Origin of the sequence: Mycoplasma leachii PG50 (assembly GCF_000183365.1) — a bacterium.
Classification (GTDB): Bacteria; Bacillota_I; Bacilli_A; order Mycoplasmatales; family Mycoplasmataceae; genus Mycoplasma; species Mycoplasma leachii.
Genome location: NC_014751.1, coordinates 974,403 through 996,226, shown reverse-complemented (window position 1 = coordinate 996,226; position 21,824 = coordinate 974,403). Strand labels below are relative to the sequence as shown.

Genomic DNA, 21,824 nt, shown 5'->3' with positions numbered 1-21,824 from the left:
AAGTTGAACTTTTTTATTTTTATTTAGTAAAGTTATAATAAATTATGCAATAATATATAAATGCTTAAAATTCTAATTGTAGATATAATATTAATAAATAGACTAAAAGGTGATTGGTATGAAAAGTAATTATGATGTAATTGTTGTTGGTGGAGGTCATGCAGGAGTTGAAGCAGCTTTAGCTAGCGCTAGACTAAATAAAAAAACGGCTTTAATTAATTTGTATGAAGATAAAATTGCAACAATGCCATGTAATCCTAGTGTTGGTGGTCCTGCTAAGGGAATAGTAGTTAGAGAAATTGATGCACTTGGTGGAGAAATGGGGAAAGCTGCTGATGCCACTGCTTTACAAACTAAATTACTTAATTCTTCAAGAGGACCTGGTGTATGGGCATTAAGAGTACAATCAGATAAGGAAGAATATTCTAAATATATGAGAAATGTAATTAAAAAACAAGAAAACTTAGATTTAATTACAAAAGCATGTACTGGTTTAGTTTATGATGATAGTAAAAATGTTACAGGAATATATTTAGAGGATCAAATTACTCTAAATGCTAAAGTGGTAATTATTACAACAGGAACATATTTAAAATCAGAAATTTTAAAAGGCGTTGATAGATACGAGTCCGGACCTAATAATGAAAAAACAACTAAAGGAATAAGCAAATCATTAATTGATTTAGGAATTAAATTAATGAGATTCAAGACCGGAACTCCAGCTAGAGTTTATAGAGATTCAGTTGATCTAAGTAGAGCTACTATTGAACCAGGAACTGATATGAAACTAGCTTTTAGTTTTTCAACAAACACATATACTCCAATAGAACAACAACAACCTTGTTATTTAATTCATTCAACTTTAGAGACTAAAAAAATAATTCAAGATAATTTAGAAAAATCTGCAATGTATTCAGGAACTGTGGAATCAATTGGACCAAGATATTGTCCTAGTTTTGAAGATAAAGTTGTTAGATTTAAAGAAAAAGATACTCATCAAATTTTTATTGAACCTGAAACTTTAAATGGAGACACTTGATATGTTCAAGGATTTTCAACTTCAATGCCTATTGAAGTTCAAGAATTGATGCTAAAGTCACTTCCTGGATTTGAGAATGTTAGAGTAAAACATTGAGCTTATGCAATTGAATATGATTGTATAGATCCAATGCAATTATCTCCTAGTTTAGAATTAAAAGATGTTAAAAATTTATTTACTGCTGGACAAATTAATGGAACTAGTGGATATGAAGAAGCTGCCGGACAAGGGTTAATAGCTGGTATTAATGCTTCTAGAAAAATAGATGGATTAGACCCAATTATTTTAAGAAGAGATGAAGCTTATATTGGTGTTATGATCGATGATTTAATCAATAAAGGTGTTTGAGAACCTTATAGATTACTAACAAGTAGAGCAGAACATAGGTTGTTATTAAGAAATGATAATGCTGAGACTAGATTAAAACAATATGGAAAAGAGATAGGATTAATTAGCGATACTGAATGAGAAGAATACTTAAGTTATGTTAAAGAAATTGAGCAAGCTATCAAAGAACTAAAAGAAATCAGATTTACACCAAAATCTCAACTAGCAATCAATTTAAAAAATAAAAAACAAGCTGATTTATCTCATGGATATAGTGGTTATGAGATTATTAAGATTCCAACAGTTGATATTAATGAGTTAATTGAATTTATTCCAAGTTTACAAAGATTAAAAACTAATCAATTGCAGTCAATAGTTATTGAAATTAGATTTGAAGGTTATGTTAAAAAAGAATGTCAATTAGTTGATAAATTGGTTAAACTAGAACGTAAAAAAATTCCTTTAAATATTAACTATTCTAAAGTTGATAATTTAGCAACAGAAGCTAAAGATAAATTAGAAAAAATTAGACCCTTAAATATTGGACAAGCTTCAAGAATCACTGGAGTAAATCCCGCTGATATTCAAATGTTATTATTTTATTTGAAAAAACAATATCCTTTAGAAAGTATCGATGATTAAGAATTGCTATAGCAATTCTTTTTTATGACATAAAAAAGAATTAATTTTTAGCATTTCTATAGGGTTGAGACTGCCATAGGTTTTTGAAAAAAACAATATACTTTGTAAAAGACAAATAATCTAATATTATTTAGCAGAAAATTAATAAAATTAAAGTAAAAAGGAGTCGTAAGAAATAAATCTGTTCTACTTTCAAGAGTCTGACTTGTTTGAAACCAACACCTATGGTGAAATTCTCAAAATGCTTAATCAATACAAAAAAACCAAATATCAGGAAAAACTGATATTTGGTATGAAGTAATAATTGCTAAAAAATAAACAAATAATGGATAAAATATTGATATAACTAATTTTTTATAAAAATTTTAATTAATCAAGTAAAGGTTCAATAATACTTCTTAAATCGTCAATAGTTGTCTTCAAAATTTTTTTAAATTTGTTTCTTGATAGATCAAGTTTTATACATATCTCTTTGTTAGAGTAATTATTTAAATACATTTCAAATACTTGTTTTGCCAATTTTTCATTTGAATTTTTAAAATATGTGTCTACTATTTCTTGTATTGGCATACCATTATTTTGATAATTTTCATCTTTTATATTTTCAATAATTTCTCTTTTAATACTAGAAGTAGAAACACTCATATTTAAAATCTTATGTCTATTATTCATAATTTAGTACATACATCAGTACACTTTCAACTAACAGCATCAATAACAGATCAAACAAACTTTTTTCTAATTTTTTTAACCTGATAAACTTTTAAAAGATTATCAAATGCTATTCATGCATAGCTTAGCAAATCAGAATGTTCTAAGGGTAATGAGTGAAATTTAGACATTACTTTTTTTATAGCAAAATTAATAGGGTGTAATAACAGAACAAATAAATTTGTCTTTTCTTCTAAACTTAGTTTAGATAAATCTTTATTTAGGAAATGTTTAATAGGTTCCATATTAACTCCTGATGAAAAATGAATATTATATTTTAATATTGTCTAAAATGATTTTTTAAGTAGTTATTAAAGAAATAAAGCTATTTTGAATTAAATTCAAACTAACAAAAGCGAAATCTAAATTATTATTATAATTATGTATTTTGTTTACAATTAATTGAGTTAATTTACTTAAGAGATAATGTAATGGCCTTTTGTAAATCACGTATTGTATTTTTTATGATTATATTAAATTTATTTTTTGATATATCAAGTGTTGCACATATTTCTTTTTGTGAAAAAATATTTTCATACATTCCAAATACTTGTTTTGCCAATTTTTCATTTGAATTTTTAAAATATGTGTCTACTATTTCTTGTATTGTTAAATTATTTTCGCTATTTAGTATAGTGCTTTTATTTGTTTTTTTATAACTAAGACTACAAGTTGCAATACTAAAATTTAGATTTTTATAATAGTTTTTAATATTTTTTACACAAACCTCTATACACTTTTATTTAATAGCTTCTAAAACTTTTAATAACAATTCTCCATTAAACTTTTTTGCTTTACTTTTGTTTAATATTTCTTGAAAAGTTAATCAAGCATAAAATAATAAATCTTGATATTCTAATGGCAATGGATGAAATTCTAGAATTGCTTTTTTTATAGAAGCATTAATTGGATTTAATAGTTCTGAAAATAATTTAGTTCTTTGTTCTAAACTAAGTTCAAATAAGTATTTATTTGAGTATTTGTTCAACTCGTTCTCCTTTCCAAATTTTCTAATTTCTTTTTATAATAAATTTCTAAAATATGCAATAGTTTTTTTAATTTTTTTTAAAAATAAATAAATTTGGAAAATTTATAATAACTTTTAAGAAATTTGTAGCAAAAATTATCAAATGGATTAGTGCACATAGGTAATTTCATTTTTTTTATTTCTATTAGCTTATAAGTTCAAAATTTAACAAATCTAATTTTTTAAAACCTAAAAAAGTCATTAAACAAAGTTTGTTATGCACACTAACTAAGCAAAGTCTATATAAAGTCATAGTTCTACACAATTAATTTGTGATACTAACAATTTCTATAATAAAAGTTAATGTGAAGTTAGTTTTAACACTAAAAAATAATTAATTTTAAAATCAATTAATATTAAATTCTTTTTATTCTTTATTCTTTTATATTCATTCCCTTCTGTTTTCACTATTGTTTTAGATTTTTTTTTTAAAAGAATGACCAAAAAATAACAAAAAAATAAAAAATCAGCATAAATATGCTGATTTATAAAAGATAAAGTATAAATTATGTTTTCTAAAAAACAATAAAAATTTATAAAAACAGATATAACATAACATATTAAATTGGTTATATTAATTATAATCAAACTGATCTAAATTTAGTTAGACTAGATATTTTTATAGCTTTAAATATCTTTTAAGTTTCAACTATTTGTAAATATCCTTTAGAAATATCTACTTTTTTTCAAAATCCTAATATTAATGTCATTACAAGTGTTCCTATTAAAATAGCAAGTATAAATAAAGCTATACCCATACCTTTAGCAACACTATGTTTAGTAAATAATTCTGAATTTAATAAAGGAAATATAAATATTCCTCCATGTGGAGCTGGTAGGGTAATTTTAAATGCACCAACCAATAAACCTGTAGCAAATCCACCACTTAAAGCTGAAACTGAGATATGTTTTGGATCAGTTATCATAAATGGAATAGCTCCTTCACTTATAAAAAATGATCCCATTAATCAATTTGCTTTTGCAGCATCTCTTTCTTTTGAAGTTCAAACTTTTTTAAATAAAACTGTACATAAAGCAATACCTAGAGGTGGAATCATTCCTCCAGCCATTGAAGCAGCCATAACATTTGTAAATATAGCTTCTTTTCCAAATGAACCTGCTACTGAAGCTGTTCCTAAAACATAAGCAATCTTATTAATAGGACCACCCATATCAACACACATCATTAACCCTATAATAGCTCCTAAAATAATTAGTAAATTATTTTTAGCCATATAAGTTAATCCCAATTGAATTCCATATAATAAATAACCAAGTGGTATATTTAACACAAACATAGTTAAAGAAATTCCTAATAAAGATAAAATTGGAATAAACACTATGTCTCTTACACCATGAAATGGTTTTTTAAATTTTTGCATTCCTACAGTTAGACCAAAAACAATAAAAGCAGTTAAATAACCACCAACCATAGCACCAATAAATCCTGAACTAGTTGGTAAGTGTTCTGGTAAAATTCTTTTTCATAATCCAGATCAAGATCCTATAGTTCCATATGCAAAACCACCTGTGTTATCTGCTAATAATCCAGCTACAACACCAGGCATTAATCCTTGTGGTCCTACAATTGCATAAGCAATATAACCACCAAGTATTGGAACCATCATCATCATTGCAGTTTTTCCAGCTGCTGCAAATCAACCAGAAACTTTGTTAACTGTTCCAAAATCACCTTTAGCATTACCATTACCAGTAATAAAGTCTAATAAAAAACCAATTCCTAAAATAATTCCACCAGCTACAACAAAAGGAAGCATTCTAGAAACCCCACCTAACAAATTACCCTTAAAGTCTTTAAATTTTTTTAAACTTAATTCCCCAATAGTTGAATCATCAGCTTTAATATTTTTAATTTCTTTTAATTTAGGATGTTTATCAAAGTTAGAGATCAATTCTTTTCCATTGTAAATTGCATCTTTTGTGCTTGTGTCAATAACTTTACAATTATTAAATCTAGACATTCCTTCAATTGCTTTATCATGAGCTAAAATAATTACTTTAGCATTTTTAATATCTTGTTCAGTTAACTTATTTTCAATTCCTCTTCTTCCTTGTGTTTCAATCTTAATGCTTAGATTTAAACTTTTTGCATATTCAGTTAACTTATCACTAGCTAAATATGTATGAGCAATTCCTGTAGGACAAGCAGTTATTCCAACAACATCAAAAAATTCATTTTTATTAATTTGTTCTTCTTTTAATTCTTTTTTATCATCAAAAATTTCTACTAGTTCTATAAAACTTTCAATTTCTCTTAATTTATTTAAAACACTAGAATCTAAGAATTTAGATGAAAGATCTGCAATTGCATCCATATGATCATTGCCATTTTGATCATTTGTTACTATCATAAAAACTAAATCAACTAATTGGTTATCATTATTATTTCATTTTATTGGAGTTTTTAAACTCATAAAGCAAACTGTTGGTTTTAGTACTGCTTCATTTAATGCATGTGGAATAGCAATACCATCACCAATAGCAGTTGATTCTAATTTTTCTCTTGTTTTAATTGCATTTAAAACTGCAGTTTTTTTACTAATAATTTTTTGTTCTAACAATTTTGAAACTAAAAAGTCAATTATTTGTGTTTTTGTTTTAAATTCTTGTTTAAAAAAAGAAGTATTTTGATTAAATAAATCTTTTATTTGCATAACTACCTTTCTATTTTTTTAACTTTAATTTCTTTTAAGTGTTTATTGATTTCTTTTTTTGTTGCTAGTCATTTACTAAAAGCAGTACTTGACCCGCAGCTAGCAGCATATTTTAAAGTTTTTATAATATCTAATTGTTGATTTAATCCGTGAACAAATCCAGCTAACATTGAATCACCAGCTCCAGTTGAATTAACTAGTTTTCCTTGACCAACCCCTATTTTATAAATATCATTGTTTTCTGAAAAATAATAGCTTCCTTTATTTGCCATACTTAATAAAATATTTCTAGCACCTAAATTTTGTAGTTGCTTTATTTTTTTACAAATTTCATCAAATTCATAACTAATAGGTTCATTAAAAACTGAAAATAATTCACTAATGTTTGGTTTAATTAAAAAAGGTTTTGCTTTTAGACCTTCTAAAAGATATTTTTTAGAGGTATCTAAAATGAATAAAGCTTGTTTTTTATTAACAAGATCACCTATAATTTGATAAACATTATCATTAAATGATTTATTAACACTTCCACTAGCTATAACAATATCATTTTCCTTTAAATTATCTTTAAGATATTTTAATAACTTATTTAGATAACTTGATTTAAGATCACAACCGACACCATTCAGCTCTATTTCATCAAAAGTATTTAAATTTTTAATCTTAAAATTAGTTCTAGTTATACCATTGTATAAAAAGAAATGATTTTTTAAATTCAATTTTAAAAATTTATCTAAAAATTGATTGGCATTATTTTTACCTAAAAAACCTGTACTTATAACATCATTTTTTAAATTATTTAAAATAATTGCTACATTAATTCCCTTACCACCAATTAATGAATAACTATTTGTATAATAATTAGTGTTATTAAAATCTATTTCATTAGTTTCAATTACACAATCAATAGCAGGGTTTAAAGTAATTGTATAAATCATTAATCTTCAATTAGCTCTAATTCTAAATTTGTAGCAAATTTATAAAATGATTTAGAATGTTTTTTAGATTGATCAACTAACCCATAGCTTTTATTTGAGTTCTTAATTACTTGAATTTTTAGTTGAGCATGATCATCACTAGTTGTATAAATATTGTTTTGATCATCAACTGCATTAATGCCAATAAAACTTAAATCAAAAGCATAGTTTTTCAAATCATTAACTGCTTGATAACCTAAAATAGAACTAGTAATAACTTGATATTTTCCACCTAATAAATAAATATTTTGATGATTATTTTTACTTAATTCTTGAACATTTAAAATTGAATTAGTAACAATTTTTAAATCTAAATTAGGATCTAAAATTTTTGCTAAATAATAAGTTGTTGAACCTGAATCTAAAAAAATACAAGTTTTAGGTTTTATTTTTTTAAGAGCTTTAATAGCAATTTGTTGTTTAGCTTGAATATTTAAATTAATTTTATTATCTAAATAATCTTCAACAATTAAATTACTTTTATTAAGTTGTACTCCTCCATGTGTTCTAATAACTTTATGTCTTTGTTCTAGTTCTTTAAGATCTCTTCTTAAAGTAGTTAAGGGAATATTTAAATCAGTTGATAGAAACTCTAAAGAAAGCAATTCATTTATTTCTAATTTTTTTAAAATCTCTTTGTATCTTTGTTCTTTAATCATATGAATCCCTCAAGTTTATTATAACCGTTAATTTTTTAGTATAAGCCAAAAAAATCCAAATTACACCAAAAAACACCAAATAAAATCTTTATTTAATTAAAATTTAATAACCACACTATTTTTTGTTAAATTTATTAATAGAAAGAAAATATATGTTTTATTACGCTACGCACTCAGTTTTAATTCAAATAAATAAACTAAATGATAAATATTTAATTGGTGAACAAATTTTTGAACAAATTCCAAGTTATATTCTAAATAGTTTATATACTTCTTCTAATTGAAATAGAGCCTTAAAGTATTATTGTTTTAAAGGTAATTTAGTTGGTTATTATATGTTAAATTTTGACATTTATTTAGATTTTCAAGCTAAAGAGATTAACCTTTTAACTAAAAATAGTTTTTTTATTAATATTATTAATCAAAACCAATTTAAAACTGATTTTTTACAAAAAGTTTTAGATCATAAACATAGACATAGATTAGTATTGAATACTAATTTTGATATTGATAAAGATTTTATTATTAAAACTAATCCAACTATTTTTTCAGATATTTTAAGAATTGATTCTATTAATAGATTTTTTATAAATAAACAAATAGATTTAAATAGATATAAATTCAAAGATGTATTTATAATAAGTGATAAATTTGAATTTGTGATAACTAATAAAAACCAAAGAATTTATAAAATACCAAAAGATCAACTGAAAATTGATAACAAACCAATTTTTATTGATTTAATGAATAAAAAAACTTATTTACTTACTGTATTAAATTGATCTCATCAAATAGTTTTAGAACTAGAATATGAAGATATTAATAACATTAATGATTTACAACAACAACTAATTAAAATTTTTAAAAATAACTTTACAACTGACTTAAACTGACATTTATATAATTTAACTTTAAATGAAATACATTTAGTTAATGCAATTAAAGAAGTGTTTGAGAATAACTCATTTATCCTTTCTATTAATCTATTAGAAAAAACTTTTAAAAAATTACTTATAAATTATTTTTTTATTATTTTTCGTTCAAAAACTTTAATTGATCTTTTAAAAATTTATATTAGAACTGAAGATGATAATTTAGTCTTTAACACTCTTTTAACTAGATATAATAAATAATTTAAAGCTTAATAAAATAATTAAAGCTTATTTTGCTTTCATTATAGTATTAGAAAAAAATTTTAAAAAGTGATTAAAAATTAAAAATATTTAAAAAAATAATTAAAACTAGTAAAAAAACTAGTTTAAAACTTTTATTAACTTATTTGTTTTTAGTAATCTATAAATAGATATAAATAAACTTTAGTTAGGAGAAAAAAATATGCATATTGATAAAAATGCCGATATTGCTAATATTGCACTAATTGCAGGAGATCCAAAAAGAACTAAATGAGCAGCAGAAAACTTACTAACTGATTATAAATTAGTAAGTGAAGTCAGAAATGCTTTTGTTTACACTGGTTATTATAAAAATCATAAAGTTAGTTTTGCTACAAGCGGAATGGGTCAACCTTCAATTGCTATTTATGTTCATGAGTTATTTAATGATCATAATGTTAATACTATTATTAGAGTTGGAACTTGTGGAACATATAATAACGATATTAAAATAGGAACTGTAATTGAAGCAAAAAATGCTTTTAGTGAAGTAAATATTTTTGAACCAAATAAAACAGGATGACAAATTAATCAACCTAGTTTAGATCTAAATATTGGTTTAAAAGCAAATGTTCACTGTAGTGATGTGTTTTACAGATTATCTAAATTAGATATAAAAGAACATAATTTAGATGTTGTTGATATGGAAAGTTTTGCTTTATTTTATTTAGCAAATCATTTTAATAAAAAAGCAGCAACTATTTTAACTGTTTCAGATAATTTAAATGATCATTCAAATGATTTAACTGCAAAACAAAGAGAAATAGCTACACTAAAAATGTATCAAGATGTTTTAGAAAAACTATTTGCAAATTAAAAACCTTAGCTTTTGTTTGCTAAGGTCTAATTTTTTATAAGTATGTTTATTTTGTATCTTTAATATTTAATTGCTGTTTTAGTTCATCAATTTGTTGTTCTAAATCAGCAATTTTTTCTTCTAATTGTAAAAAGAGCTGTTTATAAGAAGTAGAGCTGTTTTTGGGTCTGCCGATTTGATTACTTAAACCTTGTATTCCTTTTTCTTTAAACTGTTTTTCTCACAAAGCAACAGTTGAAGAGTTTTTAATACTAAATAGTTTGATAGTTTCTGGATAGCTTAAGTTATATTCTTTTTTATGATTAATAACGTGTAATTTAAACTCTGGATCATATTTAGTATGAACTACACTTTTACTAATTCCTTGCTCAGCAAACATTTTATACTGGTGAATCCAATCTCTGATTGTTCAAATACCAATATTATATTTATCTGATAAAGCTTTAACTGAAGCTCCTTTTTTATGTTCTTCTATAATTTGTAGCTTAAAATCAAGATCTTTTGGCAGCATATTTCTACTATTTTTCTATTTATTAGTTATATTATAAAGATAAAAATTAATAAATTACATAAATTTTAAAATATCTCTAATTACTAAATCTTTATCTAATTCATTTAAGATTTCATGTCTAAAATCTTTATAAATAATTAGTTTTGAATCATAACCTAATTTTTCTAATTTATTATTTAGTTTAATTACATCTTTACTATAATGACTTACAGGATCATCACTACCAGTTAGTAATAAAATTCTTAGATCATGATTCATCTTTTTTATATTTTTAGTTTTTAAGTTAAATAACATTCCTTTAAACATATCTTTAAAAGCACTACTACTAAATACAAACCCACATAATTTATCATTTAAAAATTGATTTTGAATATTTGTATTTCTAGTTAGTCATTCAACTCCATTACTATTATTAGTTTTAAACTTTTTATTTAATTGTTTATAACTAATATTTCAAATAATTTTATTTGGTTGTTTTTCTTTTAAAAATAAAGAAGTTAGTTTTGTTAAAACTAAAGCTGAAAGTAAAGTAAAACTATTAGTTTGATTAGTTCCACTTAAAATTAACCCTTTAATAGTATTACTATATTTAATTGCATAACTTCTAGCAATAAAACTTCCCATTGAATGACCAAACATATAAATAGGTAAATCAGAATAATTAGTTTTAATATATTGATTAACTAATAATTGATCTTGTATTAAACACTCTCAACCTTTAGTTTTACTAAAATACCCAAGTTCATTATTTAAAACACTAGTTTGTCCATGACCTCTTTGATCAATTCCAATTACTATTACATTATTTTGATTCATTTGTCTTATAAAATCTTCATATCTTTTTATGTGTTCACAACTACCATGAACTAGTTGAATTACAGCTAGTGGTCTTGTTACTTCATCTCATTTATATAAAACTAATTGTTTATTATCTTTACTAATTAGAATTTCACTTTTCATATAACCTCCTAATTATTTATCAAATAAATTATGTAACAAAAACTCATCCTAAGATGAGTTAATGTTTGTTTATTAATAGAAATTATTGTTGTTTATCAAATTCTTGAATTTGTTTTTCTAAGGAATCGATATCAGTTTTGAATTTTTCTAATTTTTCTTTAGCTTCTCGCTCATTTTTTATTATTTCTTCATAGTATTTATGAATAGCTTTGAAATGAGTTTTTCTAATTTTATTTAAATCGTGTTTATATTTATCAGCAGAAGTACCAACAAATGTTTCAATAGTTCTTTTAGCTAATTCAATCTCAATTTTGGCTTTACCTGCACTGTTTAAATTATGTCTATAAATATCCTCAATTTCATCACTTAAAACAATCAGTTCATTAATTTTTTTGATTAGAATATCTTTTTTATTAATCATATCTGAAAGTTTATCATTAAGTTTTTTATCTTCTCTCTTCAATCTCTTATTGGTTTCTTCAGAACTTTTTGCTTCCTCTGTTTCTTTTTCTATTTCAGATTGAAGTTGTTGATTTTCTTTAATCAATCTTTCTAATTCCAACTTCTCTTCTTGAGTTTGTTTATCCAGAAAATCTTTAAAGTTACGTAAACCTTCTACAGTAGTACCAAAGCTTCTAATATCATCTGATTGTCTACTGATTTTTCCTTCTACAATTTCTTTTTCAACAATTCTAAGTTTATTTTCTAGAGTTACTTTTTCTTTACTTAATTGATCGTCAATAGTTGATAGGTATTCTACTTGTTTTTGTAATTTAGTAATAGTTAGGAATAATTCCTTACCTTCTTCATTTTTTTTTACTTATTTCAATTAAAGCAGGTTCAATTTTAGATCCCATTTCTTCTAGTTCAGTATTTTGAGATAGAAGTTTATTTTTCAATTCCTCAACACTATCTTTTAATTCTTTATGACTCTTAGTTAAAGTATTTAATTCTTCTTTTTTTGTTTCTACAATTTTAATAATTGGCTCAGTTCTATCTTTAGCATCTTTAGTATTTTTTTCAATACTTCAATTTCTTGATGCTTATCTTCTAAATCTTTTGTTAACTTAGAATTTAGTTTTTCATTATCTTGTTTGTCTTTTGTAATTTGTTGAATAGTTGCTTCTATGCTTTTATCAATATTAGCAATTTCTTTTTCTAAGGCTTCTTTTTCTGATTTTTCCCTATTTAAATCTTCATTTTTAGAAACAATCATTCTACTTAAAGAATTAACTTGTTTATTTATCTTTTCATTATCCTTAGTTCTTTGTTCTTTTACTTTTTCTAAAGCAATATGTTTACCTTCAAGATCACTAAGTTCTTTTTGTTTTTCTAAAGCTAATTTATTAGCTTTTTCAAATTCCTTAACGTATTTTGCTTTTTCAGAATTATTACTTTTTAGTTCATCTTCTACTTTAGATAGTTCTGATAAAATTTCTTCGTATTTTCTATCTTTTTCTTCTTGTGTTCTCTTTAGTTGATCTTTAGTATTAGTTAATTCAAGTTCTTCTCTTTTAGTTTTTTCTAAAAGACCCATTTGTTTATTTAATTCTTCATTTGTTGCTTCAATCTTTGAATTAGAACCTGTTATAAGACATTCAGTTAATTTTTATTCTACTTATAATAATTGCCAAACTATTTTTATAGCCAATAAATTAGATAATAATGTATTAAATATTTTTAGATCGACTCAATTCATTGAATTAAATACAACAAATAAAATGAAAAATACTGTTAAAGGTTTAAATATTTTTTCTTTTACTACTAACGAATTAATTCAATTATTAGAAAAAAATATTTATGATATTGATATATTAGAAATAATTAATAAAAATTTAGATAAAAAACCTACTTTTATAAAAAATAATTGAAGAGAAGAAATAATAAATCAAATTTTTAATAATTAAAAGAGAGATTTCAAATCTCTCTTTTTCATTACATTATCTTTATTTAAAAATACTACAATGATATTTTAAAATGACTATTAGAGTCAATAAAATCTAATAAATATAATTCATCAGAATGAACTGATGCTATGTAGTTATATAAATTGTTATTATCAATATAATTATCTTTTAATATAATATGTAATTCACCTTTATACCTATTAGCATTATTATTTAAAATTACAATATCACCTTTATTAAATACTTGTTTAATATTATTTGGTTTTATATCAAATGAATTTCAAATAGTTCTTGAAAATGTTGATCTTATATAACTAGTATTAATATCACTTCTTCTAAAATGATTATTTCACAATAAAATTTCTTTTTCTGTTTTTGATATTTTTTGTAAATTATTTATTTTTAAAGTTAAATGATCTTTATTAAGTAGTGATAATTGTTCTAGTTCTTTTTTACTAGCAAACATATTTGCAATAATAACATTATTAATCTTATTTGAATAAAATAAGTATTTAGCTTGACTGATTATATCTATGTTTCTAAAAAACTCTAAACTTACTGCTTTAGTGTAATTATCTGCTAAAGTAATATTTGCTATTTGACTTGATATAAAAGCTGAAGTATTTAAATTTTTTCTTATAAATTTATCAGTTGTTTTATTAAAAAAATCTATATCTAGTGCTGAATCTTTTAGTAAATAAAAATTATGACTTCCACTTAATCTAGTTAAAATAGGTTTAAAATCTAAAACATTATCTAAAAAATTAAAGCTATTGCTAATATTTAATTGAACATCAATGTCATATGGATTATAAGTTAAATTAGCTAAACTTTGAGCATCAATTTGTTGATCAAATCTAATGCAATCTATTCCAATTTCTTTTATGATTTTTAGATCATTAGATTTAGTTAAATTATTTAAACTAGTTTGATCAAAATCTGCTATAACATAATAATTTAACTCTTTTGCTTTTTTAATAACATCAATATTTTTAAAATAATCTGTTTTTAATAAATGCACAAAACTTATAAATAATATTTCAAAATTATAGCTTCTAGCTAGTTTTAAATACTCAATAATTTGATCAAAACTTGCTTTTTTACAATAAACACTAATTCCTAATTTCTTTTTTTCCATATTATTCAAATCCTTGATCTTTAATTACTTGTTTAATTCAATAACCTGATTTTTTAATTGTTCTTTTTAATGTTTTTGTATCTAAACTTATAAAACCATATCTATTTTTAAAACCATTAGCTCAGCTTCAATTATCAATTAATGTTCACATATGATAACCAAAACAATTTGAACCTTGTTCTATTGCTTTATATAAATAAATTAAATGTTCTTTTATAAAATCTATACGATATTGATCATCAATATAACCTTGTTTGTTTAAAAACCTATTTTCATCACTCACACCAATTCCATTTTCTGAAACTATTCAAGGTATATTATCATAATTATTTTTAATATCTATAGCTATATCATATAGTGTTTGTGGGTGAATTTCTCAACCTCTATAAGGATTAATTCTACTTTTTTTATCAACATATACTTCAAATCAATTTTCTAGTTTTAAATCTTTTGGGTTATCTAAATTATTGTTTGGTGCTTGTACTCTTGCTGGTTGATAATAATTCACAGCTAAAAAATCAATTCTTGTTTTTTTAATTTCATTTAATTCTAATTGATCATATTCAGGCATTAAATTATTTTCATTTAAAAATTTGATTAAAAAATTACTAAATTGTCCTTTTATAACTGCATTTAAAAAAGATTTATTAAGTAATTCATCTCTAATTTTTGCTGCTTTTAAATGTTTTGATTCACTATTTTTTGGTATTGTTGGAGTAAGATTTAATATTATTGATATTTTTTTATTTTGATCATTTTTAAAATAAGAATGAAAATAATTAGCTACTTTGCAATGAGCTAGTATTGTGTTGTATGCTGCTTGAATTGCTAATTTTAAGTTACTAATTTTTGGATAATATCACTTATTTAAATAACATCCATCTACTAAAACTATAGGTTCATTAAATGTTGTTCAATAATCAACTAAATCACTAAAATATTTAAAACATTGTTTAGCATATAAAAAATATAATTCTACTGTTTTTTTATTAGTTCAACCACCAATATTTTCTAATTCAATAGGTGTATCAAAATGAAATAAATTAACAATTAATTTAATATTATTTTTTTTAATTTCTAAAAAATAATTTCTATAAAACTCTACTTGTTTTAAATCAACTTCACCTGTATATAAATTTTTTATTAATCTTGTTCATTGAATAGAAGTTCTAAAACTGTTTAATCCAATTTCACTCATTAATTTAACATCAGTTTTATAGTTAGAATAAGTATCGCAAGTAATATTAGGTCCTTTATTATCATAAAAATCTGTTGGTGTTTGTTTGTATCAATAATCCATAATATTTAAATTTGGTTTATCTTTATCTGATTCAGTCTGACACCCAGAACTAGCAGCACCTCACCAAAAATCTTTTTTAAATTTAAACATATAAATCCTTTTTATATAAAAGATAAGCTCCATAAATATTAGCATCATTAAAAAACATCGCTGGTTTAATCTTTATATTTAAATTAATATTAGATATAATCATATATTTTTTAAACTTCTTATTTAATAGGTTGATAAATAATTGATTTTGACTAACAGCTCCACCAATTACAAACACTTCTGGATCAATAATAGCTGTGATGTTAATCATTAGTTTACAAAGACCATTAATTGTTTTATTTATAACTTTTTTAGCAACTTTATCTTCTTTATATTTATTAAAAATTTCTTTAGCTGTTATTTTTTTATTTGTTAAAGTAAAATAGTTAGTTTCAATAGCTTTTGCTGAATAACTTTCTGAAACATTAATATACTGATTATTTTGAATTTTAACTAGACTACATCCAAATTCTCCAGCAAATAAATTACTTCCTTTATATAACATTTTATTTATAATAATTGCTCCACCAATTCCAGTTCCAATCACTAAAAAAACAGCGTTTTTATTATTTTTAACAACTCCCATTTCAGATTCACAAATAGCAGCGCAATTAGCATCATTTTCAATAAAAATAGGTATGTTAAATTCTTTTAAATCTTTTTTATAATTTATTAAATAATAATCTTTAATAGCTGAAGAACCTGAAATCTCTCCACTAATTGAATTAATAATTCCACAACTAGAAATACAAATTGCTTTTAGATTATTATTTTTAAATTGATTGATCTTTTTTTTAATTTCAAATAATAGAGATTGACCATTTATAAAATTAGAATAAATTATTTGATCTTTTATTATAAATTGATCTGTTTTACTATCAATTAAAGCAATTTTAGTAGACATTCCACCAACATCAAAAACTAATACCATACTAAATAATCTCAACTTTACTAATTAATTGATATAACTGATCAACATTATTAGCTTTATTTAAGTCTTTTCTAAAATCATCATCAACTAATTTTCTAGCAATACTACTTAAAATTTTTAAATGATCATTTGCACTATCATTTTCTTGAATAGCTAAAGCAATAGCAATTGTAACTAAACTATTATCAATAGAATCCCATTCAACACCATTTTTAAATTTAAAAACAAATATTCCAGGTTTTGTAATTTCTTTAATTTTTGCATGAGGAATAGCAATTCCATCATTAAATCCTGTTGAACCTTCTTTCTCTCTTTTTTTTAAACCTTTAAGAGCTTTATTTTTATCTGTTGTAAAACCTAGTAGATAAAATTTTAAAGCAATAATTTCAAAAGCTTGTTTTTTAGAATTAACATCAACATCAATAAAAACATGATTTATGTTAAATATTTCTTTATTCATATTTTTTATCCTTTATTCAAATAATTTAAATGAATAAGTACCTATTTCATATGGTCTTAATCAATCAGTTTTAAGATCTTTATTTTTTATTTCTTCTAACATATTTAACTTATTAAAACTTACTAATTGATTATTTATTAATAAACTGAATTGTTGGTTTGTTTTTGAATTGTTAAAACATCTAATGATAACAAAGTCATCATTTTCAGCAAGTTTTATTGTTTTAATAATGATATTTTTATTTAAGTTTTTAATAAGTGAGTAAATTGGTATTTTATTAGTATTTATTTTGTCATTTATAAATAAAAATCTGTCAAAACGTTTTTTTAAATTATTAAATTTTTGATTTTGATAATAACAAGTTGGAGTTATTAAATTATTTGCTAATTGAGCTATATTAGTAGAGCTATTTATATCAAATCAATATAAATTAAATTCAAGATTTTTATACAATAATCTAGCATCATCAGTTTTTATACTAAACTCACTAGTACCACTAGCTCTATTTGGTCTTCATAATAAATTATTTCTTCCTAATACATCAATACTTCTAAATAAAGTTAAATGAATTTCTTTTTTATTAATAATTTCATACTCATTAGTACCAAGTGTAACAAATCCTGTTTTTGATCTATTAGATTTTAAATAAACATAACTTTCATTAGTTTCAATTCCAACAGGTTTTTCTACTCAATTTTCTTTTTTTCAAACTAATAAGTCTTTAGTTAGTTCTACTGGTCTTTTTATTTCACAATAGCATTGATCAGCATAAGAATAATTATTTATTTGATCACAATTTGAAATTATTCTTCATCTTATTTGTGTTGATTTATTTAAAGTATTAATTTTTATTTTAATAATTGAATCATTTGTAAATAATAAACTAATATCAAATTCTTGATTTATATATTTTGTTTTTGTTGTATCATATGGTATTTGATAAGTATTTTTTAATTGAATTAAAACATTGTTATTAGAACTGTATTCTACTTTAACAATTTTTACATCTATTAGTTTTGAAATTATTTGATTTGTTTCAGTTAGTGGTGAATAATCATAAGAATCCCCAAAATCATGTTGAGCATAAATCATAAATTGATTATGATATTTTTTATTAGTAATTTTATCTAAAAAAGCAATAGTATTATCATCATTAATTCATATATCAAATCTATTAGTTTTTATATTATTAAAACTAGAATTTATTGGTTTTTTATCAGATTGAACTATATCTAAAATCTCAAATTTGAAAGGGTCTATTTTTAAATTATTGACAACAATTTTTGAACTATAAAAGCCTTTAGTTTTACTACTTATTTCTCCTTGTTTTTCTAAATTAACAATCATTCCATCATTATGATATTGTTGATCTAATAAAATAAAATCAACAGCTTTTTTATTATGATAAATTTTAAAATTATTAAATGAAGTAAAAATATTTAGTTCTTTAAAAATATTGTTTTTATAAAATGAATTAGAGTTAAATACTAAAACTTGATTTTCTTTTAAATTAATATTTAAAGATAAATTTTTAATAAGTTTAGTAATTTGAGATTCAATTAAATAATTAGCTTGTAGTAATCTATTATAAATATTTAAATTAGTTTCATCTGAATTACAACACCCTATTGAATCATGAGCTTGACTAGTTAAAATTAGTTTTAATGCATTATTAATGATTTGTTTTTCGTATTTGTTAGTTAGATATTTGTAATATATAGCTAATGGTTCTAAAACGTTATATAAATTATGTTCAACTGTTTTTAATAATTGTTTAATATCATATCTTTGTGAAGCTATTGTTTTATGAATTCTTGCTTTAGATGGTGATTTTAATTCACCTTTTATAGTTTTTAAATTGCTATTATCTATATTTTTAAAATAAGTATCATAATCAGTTAATATTCAATTATCATTAGATAATTTGTTAACTTGTTTAAAAAATTCTGGAGTTAGTTCTACAATCGGAGCTTGATCTCCACCAAGTGGTAATAATAAATTATTATTCGAATTTTTAGTTACTTTTTTTAATTGATTTAAGATTGGAGTGATATTTTTTAAAAACTCTACAGCTTCTTTTTTTAAATTATCTTTTGTTAATTTAGTATAAGCAAATTTGGAACCAAGTACTCAATAACCATAATAAAAATTATAAGATGTGATTTTAGTTTTATCTATTCCTTGTCAATAATGTAAAGTTCCAGCTTTTTTTAATTGACTATTTTTTATACCCCTTCAATAAATAAAATTATTTAAATTAAAGCTTTTATAAATTTGAGGCATTTGGTTATTATGTCCAAAAGAATCGGGAACATAAGCTGTTTTTAAATAATCTGCATTATATTTTTTAGATAAATTAATACCAATTAATAAATTTCTAATTATTGATTCAGAAGTTGTGTTAAAAAAATCTGGTTGTGTATATCATGGTCCAACTATAAGCTTTTTTTGTTCACACAGTTTTTTAATTTGTGCTTCATTTTCTGGATAATATATTAAATAATCATCAATAATTGAAACTTGACCATCATAAGTAAATGACTTATATTCATCATTTGAACTTAATATTTTAGTTATTTGATTTAAATTTGAACATAATAATACATCACTATCTTGTTTTGTAAAATATCATTCTTTATCTCAGTGTGTGTGACAAACAACATATATGTTTCATGACATAATAAAGTTTCCTATTTTTTCTTACTAAACATTTGTTTTAATCTGTTAAAGAAATTTTTAGTATTCATTCATTTTAAAATAAAGTATTTTTTAATTTGTTTTCAAGCATTTGAATAAAATTCTTTAACTTCATTTATATAATTAGTTCATCATTTTTTAACTACTTTTTTAATTAAAGCAAACATCATTTTAGGACTTTTAATTGCTTGTTTAAAGTTTTTATGTGCTTGAATACGTTTTATTTTTTTATCTTTTAATTCTTTTTCTAATTGTTCTAATTCTTCTCCTTTAATTTTTGGTTTTGTAAACCCTATGATTAAAGCAGTTGTTAAAATACCTAGTAAAATAGGAATAATTCATCCCATTGGTCAACCTAGTATTCCATCTAATTGAATATATCCTAAAAATACACCTATAGGTGAGCCTAAACCAGCTGCAAATTTAGCATTAGTTAAAGTTACACCAACTCCAGCAACAGCAGCACCAATTACATTTGCAAAAATTACTCTAATTGGATCTGTTGCAGCAAATGGTATTGCTCCTTCTGTAATACCAACAATACCTTGAGCAAAAGCTGCTTTTCCCATAACGCGTTCATTTTGTGTAAATTTCTTTTTAAATAATAAAGTTGCTAAAAACATTCCTAAAGGTGGAACTGAAATAGCTGCTTGAGCTGCTGTTCCAGGAACAAAGTTTGCATCTCAAAAAGTTTGTCCATTTGATAACACTTGAGCTAGTGATTGATAAAACACAACAGTACCAAATACTAATGCAGTTTTATTAAATGGTCCTCCTAAATCAAAAGCAATCATCATTGAAACAACTAAAGCAATCACAAATGAAGTTCCAGCAAATTTATCTTGTAAAGCAGATAAACCATTAAATAATCCTAAAACTAAATTAGCAATAGGTGCTCCAATAACAAATTTAACAAAAGTACTAATTATAAATACTGAAATAATAGGAATAATCATTAATGGAACAACAGGTTTTAAAATTTTTCATCAACGTAAAGACTTTAACAATTTAACAAGATATCCAGCTAATAATCCAACAATAATTGCTCCTAAAAAACCAGCACCTGGCTCAATAGAAGAATTTTCTGAAACTGGAACATTTATTCCTAACATTTTATTATCATTAATAATTCAACCACCAATTAAAGCAGGAGCTATACCTGGTTTATCAGCAATCGAATATGCAATAAATGCAGAAAATAATGGTATTACTAGTTTAAATCCTAAAGAACCTACATTCATTAAAAATTGTGGAAAAGGTCTCTCATATAATACTCAAGCTTGAGTATAGTCTCCAACCTGATCTGAATAAATAGTTTGAAATGCAGATAAATTAGCTATAGCCATTAATATTCCTGCTGCAATAATTAATGGTAATACTCATGAAATACCTGTCATTAAATGGTTTAATATACCTTTTTTCTTAGTAGCTCCAATTGTAAAAACACCAACTTTGGTTCCTTTTTTACCTTGTTCTACTGCTTGCTGTCAAGCTGTTCTAATTAATAATTCAGGATTTTTAATCGCATCATTAACACCTGTTATATAAATTTTTTTACCATTAAATCTATAAGTATCAATCTTAACATCAGCTGCAATTATAACAAGATCAGCTTGTTGTAGTTGTTGATCTGATATAACATTTTCAGCACCAATTGTTCCTTGTGTTTCAACATGAACATTAATATTAAGTGCTTTTGCAGCTTTACTAATACTATCAGCTGCCATATAAGTATGAGCAACACCAGCAGCACAAGCAGTAATAGCGACTATATTTTTTAATCCTTCTAATTGATCTTTTTCATTAAAATCAATAATTTTTTGATCAGTTGACATACTAATTCT

General features: G+C 23.2%; 18 protein-coding genes and 1 pseudogene. 4 read left to right on the top strand and 15 right to left on the bottom strand.

Annotated features, from left to right (window positions below; translation table 4 throughout):
- Positions 1-118: 118 nt before the first annotated feature.
- On the top strand, positions 119-2,008 hold the full coding sequence (gene mnmG, locus MSB_RS04445) for a tRNA uridine-5-carboxymethylaminomethyl(34) synthesis enzyme MnmG (protein WP_013448140.1): 1,890 nt from the start codon (positions 119-121) through the stop codon (positions 2,006-2,008).
- A 369-nt stretch (positions 2,009-2,377) separates the two neighbouring features.
- Here the strand turns inward: mnmG and MSB_RS04440 are convergent.
- The 5 genes and pseudogenes from MSB_RS04440 to MSB_RS04420 all read right to left on the bottom strand — a co-directional run bounded on the left by MSB_RS04440 (position 2,378) and on the right by MSB_RS04420 (position 8,057).
- A pseudogene (locus MSB_RS04440) lies at positions 2,378-2,964 on the bottom strand (sigma-70 family RNA polymerase sigma factor).
- A gap of 494 nt (positions 2,965-3,458) precedes the next feature.
- Positions 3,459-3,707 (bottom strand): hypothetical protein, encoded by a 249-nt coding sequence (locus tag MSB_RS05325; RefSeq protein ID WP_013448137.1) that lies wholly within the window; start codon positions 3,705-3,707, stop codon positions 3,459-3,461.
- A 677-nt stretch (positions 3,708-4,384) separates the two neighbouring features.
- On the bottom strand, positions 4,385-6,421 hold the full coding sequence (locus tag MSB_RS04430; RefSeq protein WP_013448136.1) for a PTS fructose transporter subunit IIABC: 2,037 nt from the start codon (positions 6,419-6,421) through the stop codon (positions 4,385-4,387).
- Positions 6,422-6,423: 2 nt separating this feature from the next.
- Positions 6,424-7,359, bottom strand: coding sequence for a 1-phosphofructokinase (locus tag MSB_RS04425; protein WP_013448135.1), 936 nt, complete (start codon positions 7,357-7,359; stop codon positions 6,424-6,426).
- Positions 7,359-8,057, bottom strand: a complete 699-nt coding sequence (locus tag MSB_RS04420; protein ID WP_013448134.1) for a DeoR/GlpR family DNA-binding transcription regulator — start codon at positions 8,055-8,057, stop codon at positions 7,359-7,361. The genes MSB_RS04425 and MSB_RS04420 overlap by 1 nt, the downstream gene beginning before the upstream one ends.
- A gap of 152 nt (positions 8,058-8,209) precedes the next feature.
- Here MSB_RS04420 and MSB_RS04415 point away from each other — a divergent pair, with 152 nt between their 5' ends.
- A complete protein-coding gene (locus MSB_RS04415) occupies positions 8,210-9,190 on the top strand; it encodes a hypothetical protein (RefSeq protein WP_013448133.1) in 981 nt (326 codons plus the stop codon).
- A 202-nt stretch (positions 9,191-9,392) separates the two neighbouring features.
- Entirely contained in the window at positions 9,393-10,046 is a 654-nt protein-coding gene (locus MSB_RS04410; RefSeq protein WP_013448132.1) for a phosphorylase family protein, read from the top strand.
- Between the two features lie 46 nt (positions 10,047-10,092).
- Here the strand turns inward: MSB_RS04410 and MSB_RS04405 are convergent, their stop codons facing one another.
- The 4 genes from MSB_RS04405 to MSB_RS04390 form a co-directional block, all read right to left on the bottom strand.
- On the bottom strand, positions 10,093-10,557 hold the full coding sequence (locus tag MSB_RS04405) for a helix-turn-helix domain-containing protein (RefSeq protein WP_013448131.1): 465 nt from the start codon (positions 10,555-10,557) through the stop codon (positions 10,093-10,095).
- Between the two features lie 54 nt (positions 10,558-10,611).
- Positions 10,612-11,517, bottom strand: coding sequence for an alpha/beta fold hydrolase (locus tag MSB_RS04400; protein ID WP_013448130.1), 906 nt, complete (start codon positions 11,515-11,517; stop codon positions 10,612-10,614).
- A gap of 82 nt (positions 11,518-11,599) precedes the next feature.
- Positions 11,600-12,079 (bottom strand): V-type ATP synthase subunit I domain-containing protein, encoded by a 480-nt coding sequence (locus MSB_RS04395; RefSeq protein ID WP_013448129.1) that lies wholly within the window; start codon positions 12,077-12,079, stop codon positions 11,600-11,602.
- A gap of 405 nt (positions 12,080-12,484) precedes the next feature.
- Entirely contained in the window at positions 12,485-13,054 is a 570-nt protein-coding gene (locus MSB_RS04390; RefSeq protein ID WP_013448128.1) for a hypothetical protein, read from the bottom strand.
- Between the two features lie 184 nt (positions 13,055-13,238).
- Here MSB_RS04390 and MSB_RS05320 point away from each other — a divergent pair, with 184 nt between their 5' ends.
- On the top strand, positions 13,239-13,424 hold the full coding sequence (locus MSB_RS05320) for a hypothetical protein (protein WP_014584607.1): 186 nt from the start codon (positions 13,239-13,241) through the stop codon (positions 13,422-13,424).
- Between the two features lie 52 nt (positions 13,425-13,476).
- Here MSB_RS05320 and MSB_RS04380 read toward each other — a convergent pair whose 3' ends face one another.
- From MSB_RS04380 to MSB_RS04355, 6 genes are read right to left on the bottom strand one after another with little or no spacing between them, the layout of a single operon-like run.
- Positions 13,477-14,562: a MupG family TIM beta-alpha barrel fold protein gene (locus tag MSB_RS04380; protein WP_013448127.1), complete on the bottom strand. Its 1,086-nt coding sequence runs from the start codon at positions 14,560-14,562 to the stop codon at positions 13,477-13,479.
- A gap of 1 nt (position 14,563) precedes the next feature.
- Complete coding sequence (locus MSB_RS04375; RefSeq protein ID WP_013448126.1) at positions 14,564-15,952, bottom strand: glycoside hydrolase family 1 protein; 1,389 nt, start codon at positions 15,950-15,952, stop codon at positions 14,564-14,566.
- Entirely contained in the window at positions 15,945-16,823 is an 879-nt protein-coding gene (locus tag MSB_RS04370; protein WP_013448125.1) for an ROK family protein, read from the bottom strand. Before MSB_RS04370 ends, MSB_RS04375 begins: the two co-directional genes overlap by 8 nt.
- 1 nt (position 16,824) lies before the next feature.
- Positions 16,825-17,283, bottom strand: coding sequence for a PTS sugar transporter subunit IIA (locus MSB_RS04365; RefSeq protein WP_013448124.1), 459 nt, complete (start codon positions 17,281-17,283; stop codon positions 16,825-16,827).
- 12 nt (positions 17,284-17,295) lie between these two features.
- Positions 17,296-19,962: a glycoside hydrolase family 38 N-terminal domain-containing protein gene (locus MSB_RS04360; RefSeq protein WP_013448123.1), complete on the bottom strand. Its 2,667-nt coding sequence runs from the start codon at positions 19,960-19,962 to the stop codon at positions 17,296-17,298.
- 11 nt (positions 19,963-19,973) lie between these two features.
- The gene (locus MSB_RS04355) at positions 19,974-21,815 is read right to left on the bottom strand and encodes a PTS fructose transporter subunit IIC (RefSeq protein ID WP_013448122.1); all 1,842 of its coding nucleotides are present in this window, start codon (positions 21,813-21,815) and stop codon (positions 19,974-19,976) included.
- Positions 21,816-21,824: the final 9 nt, after the last annotated feature.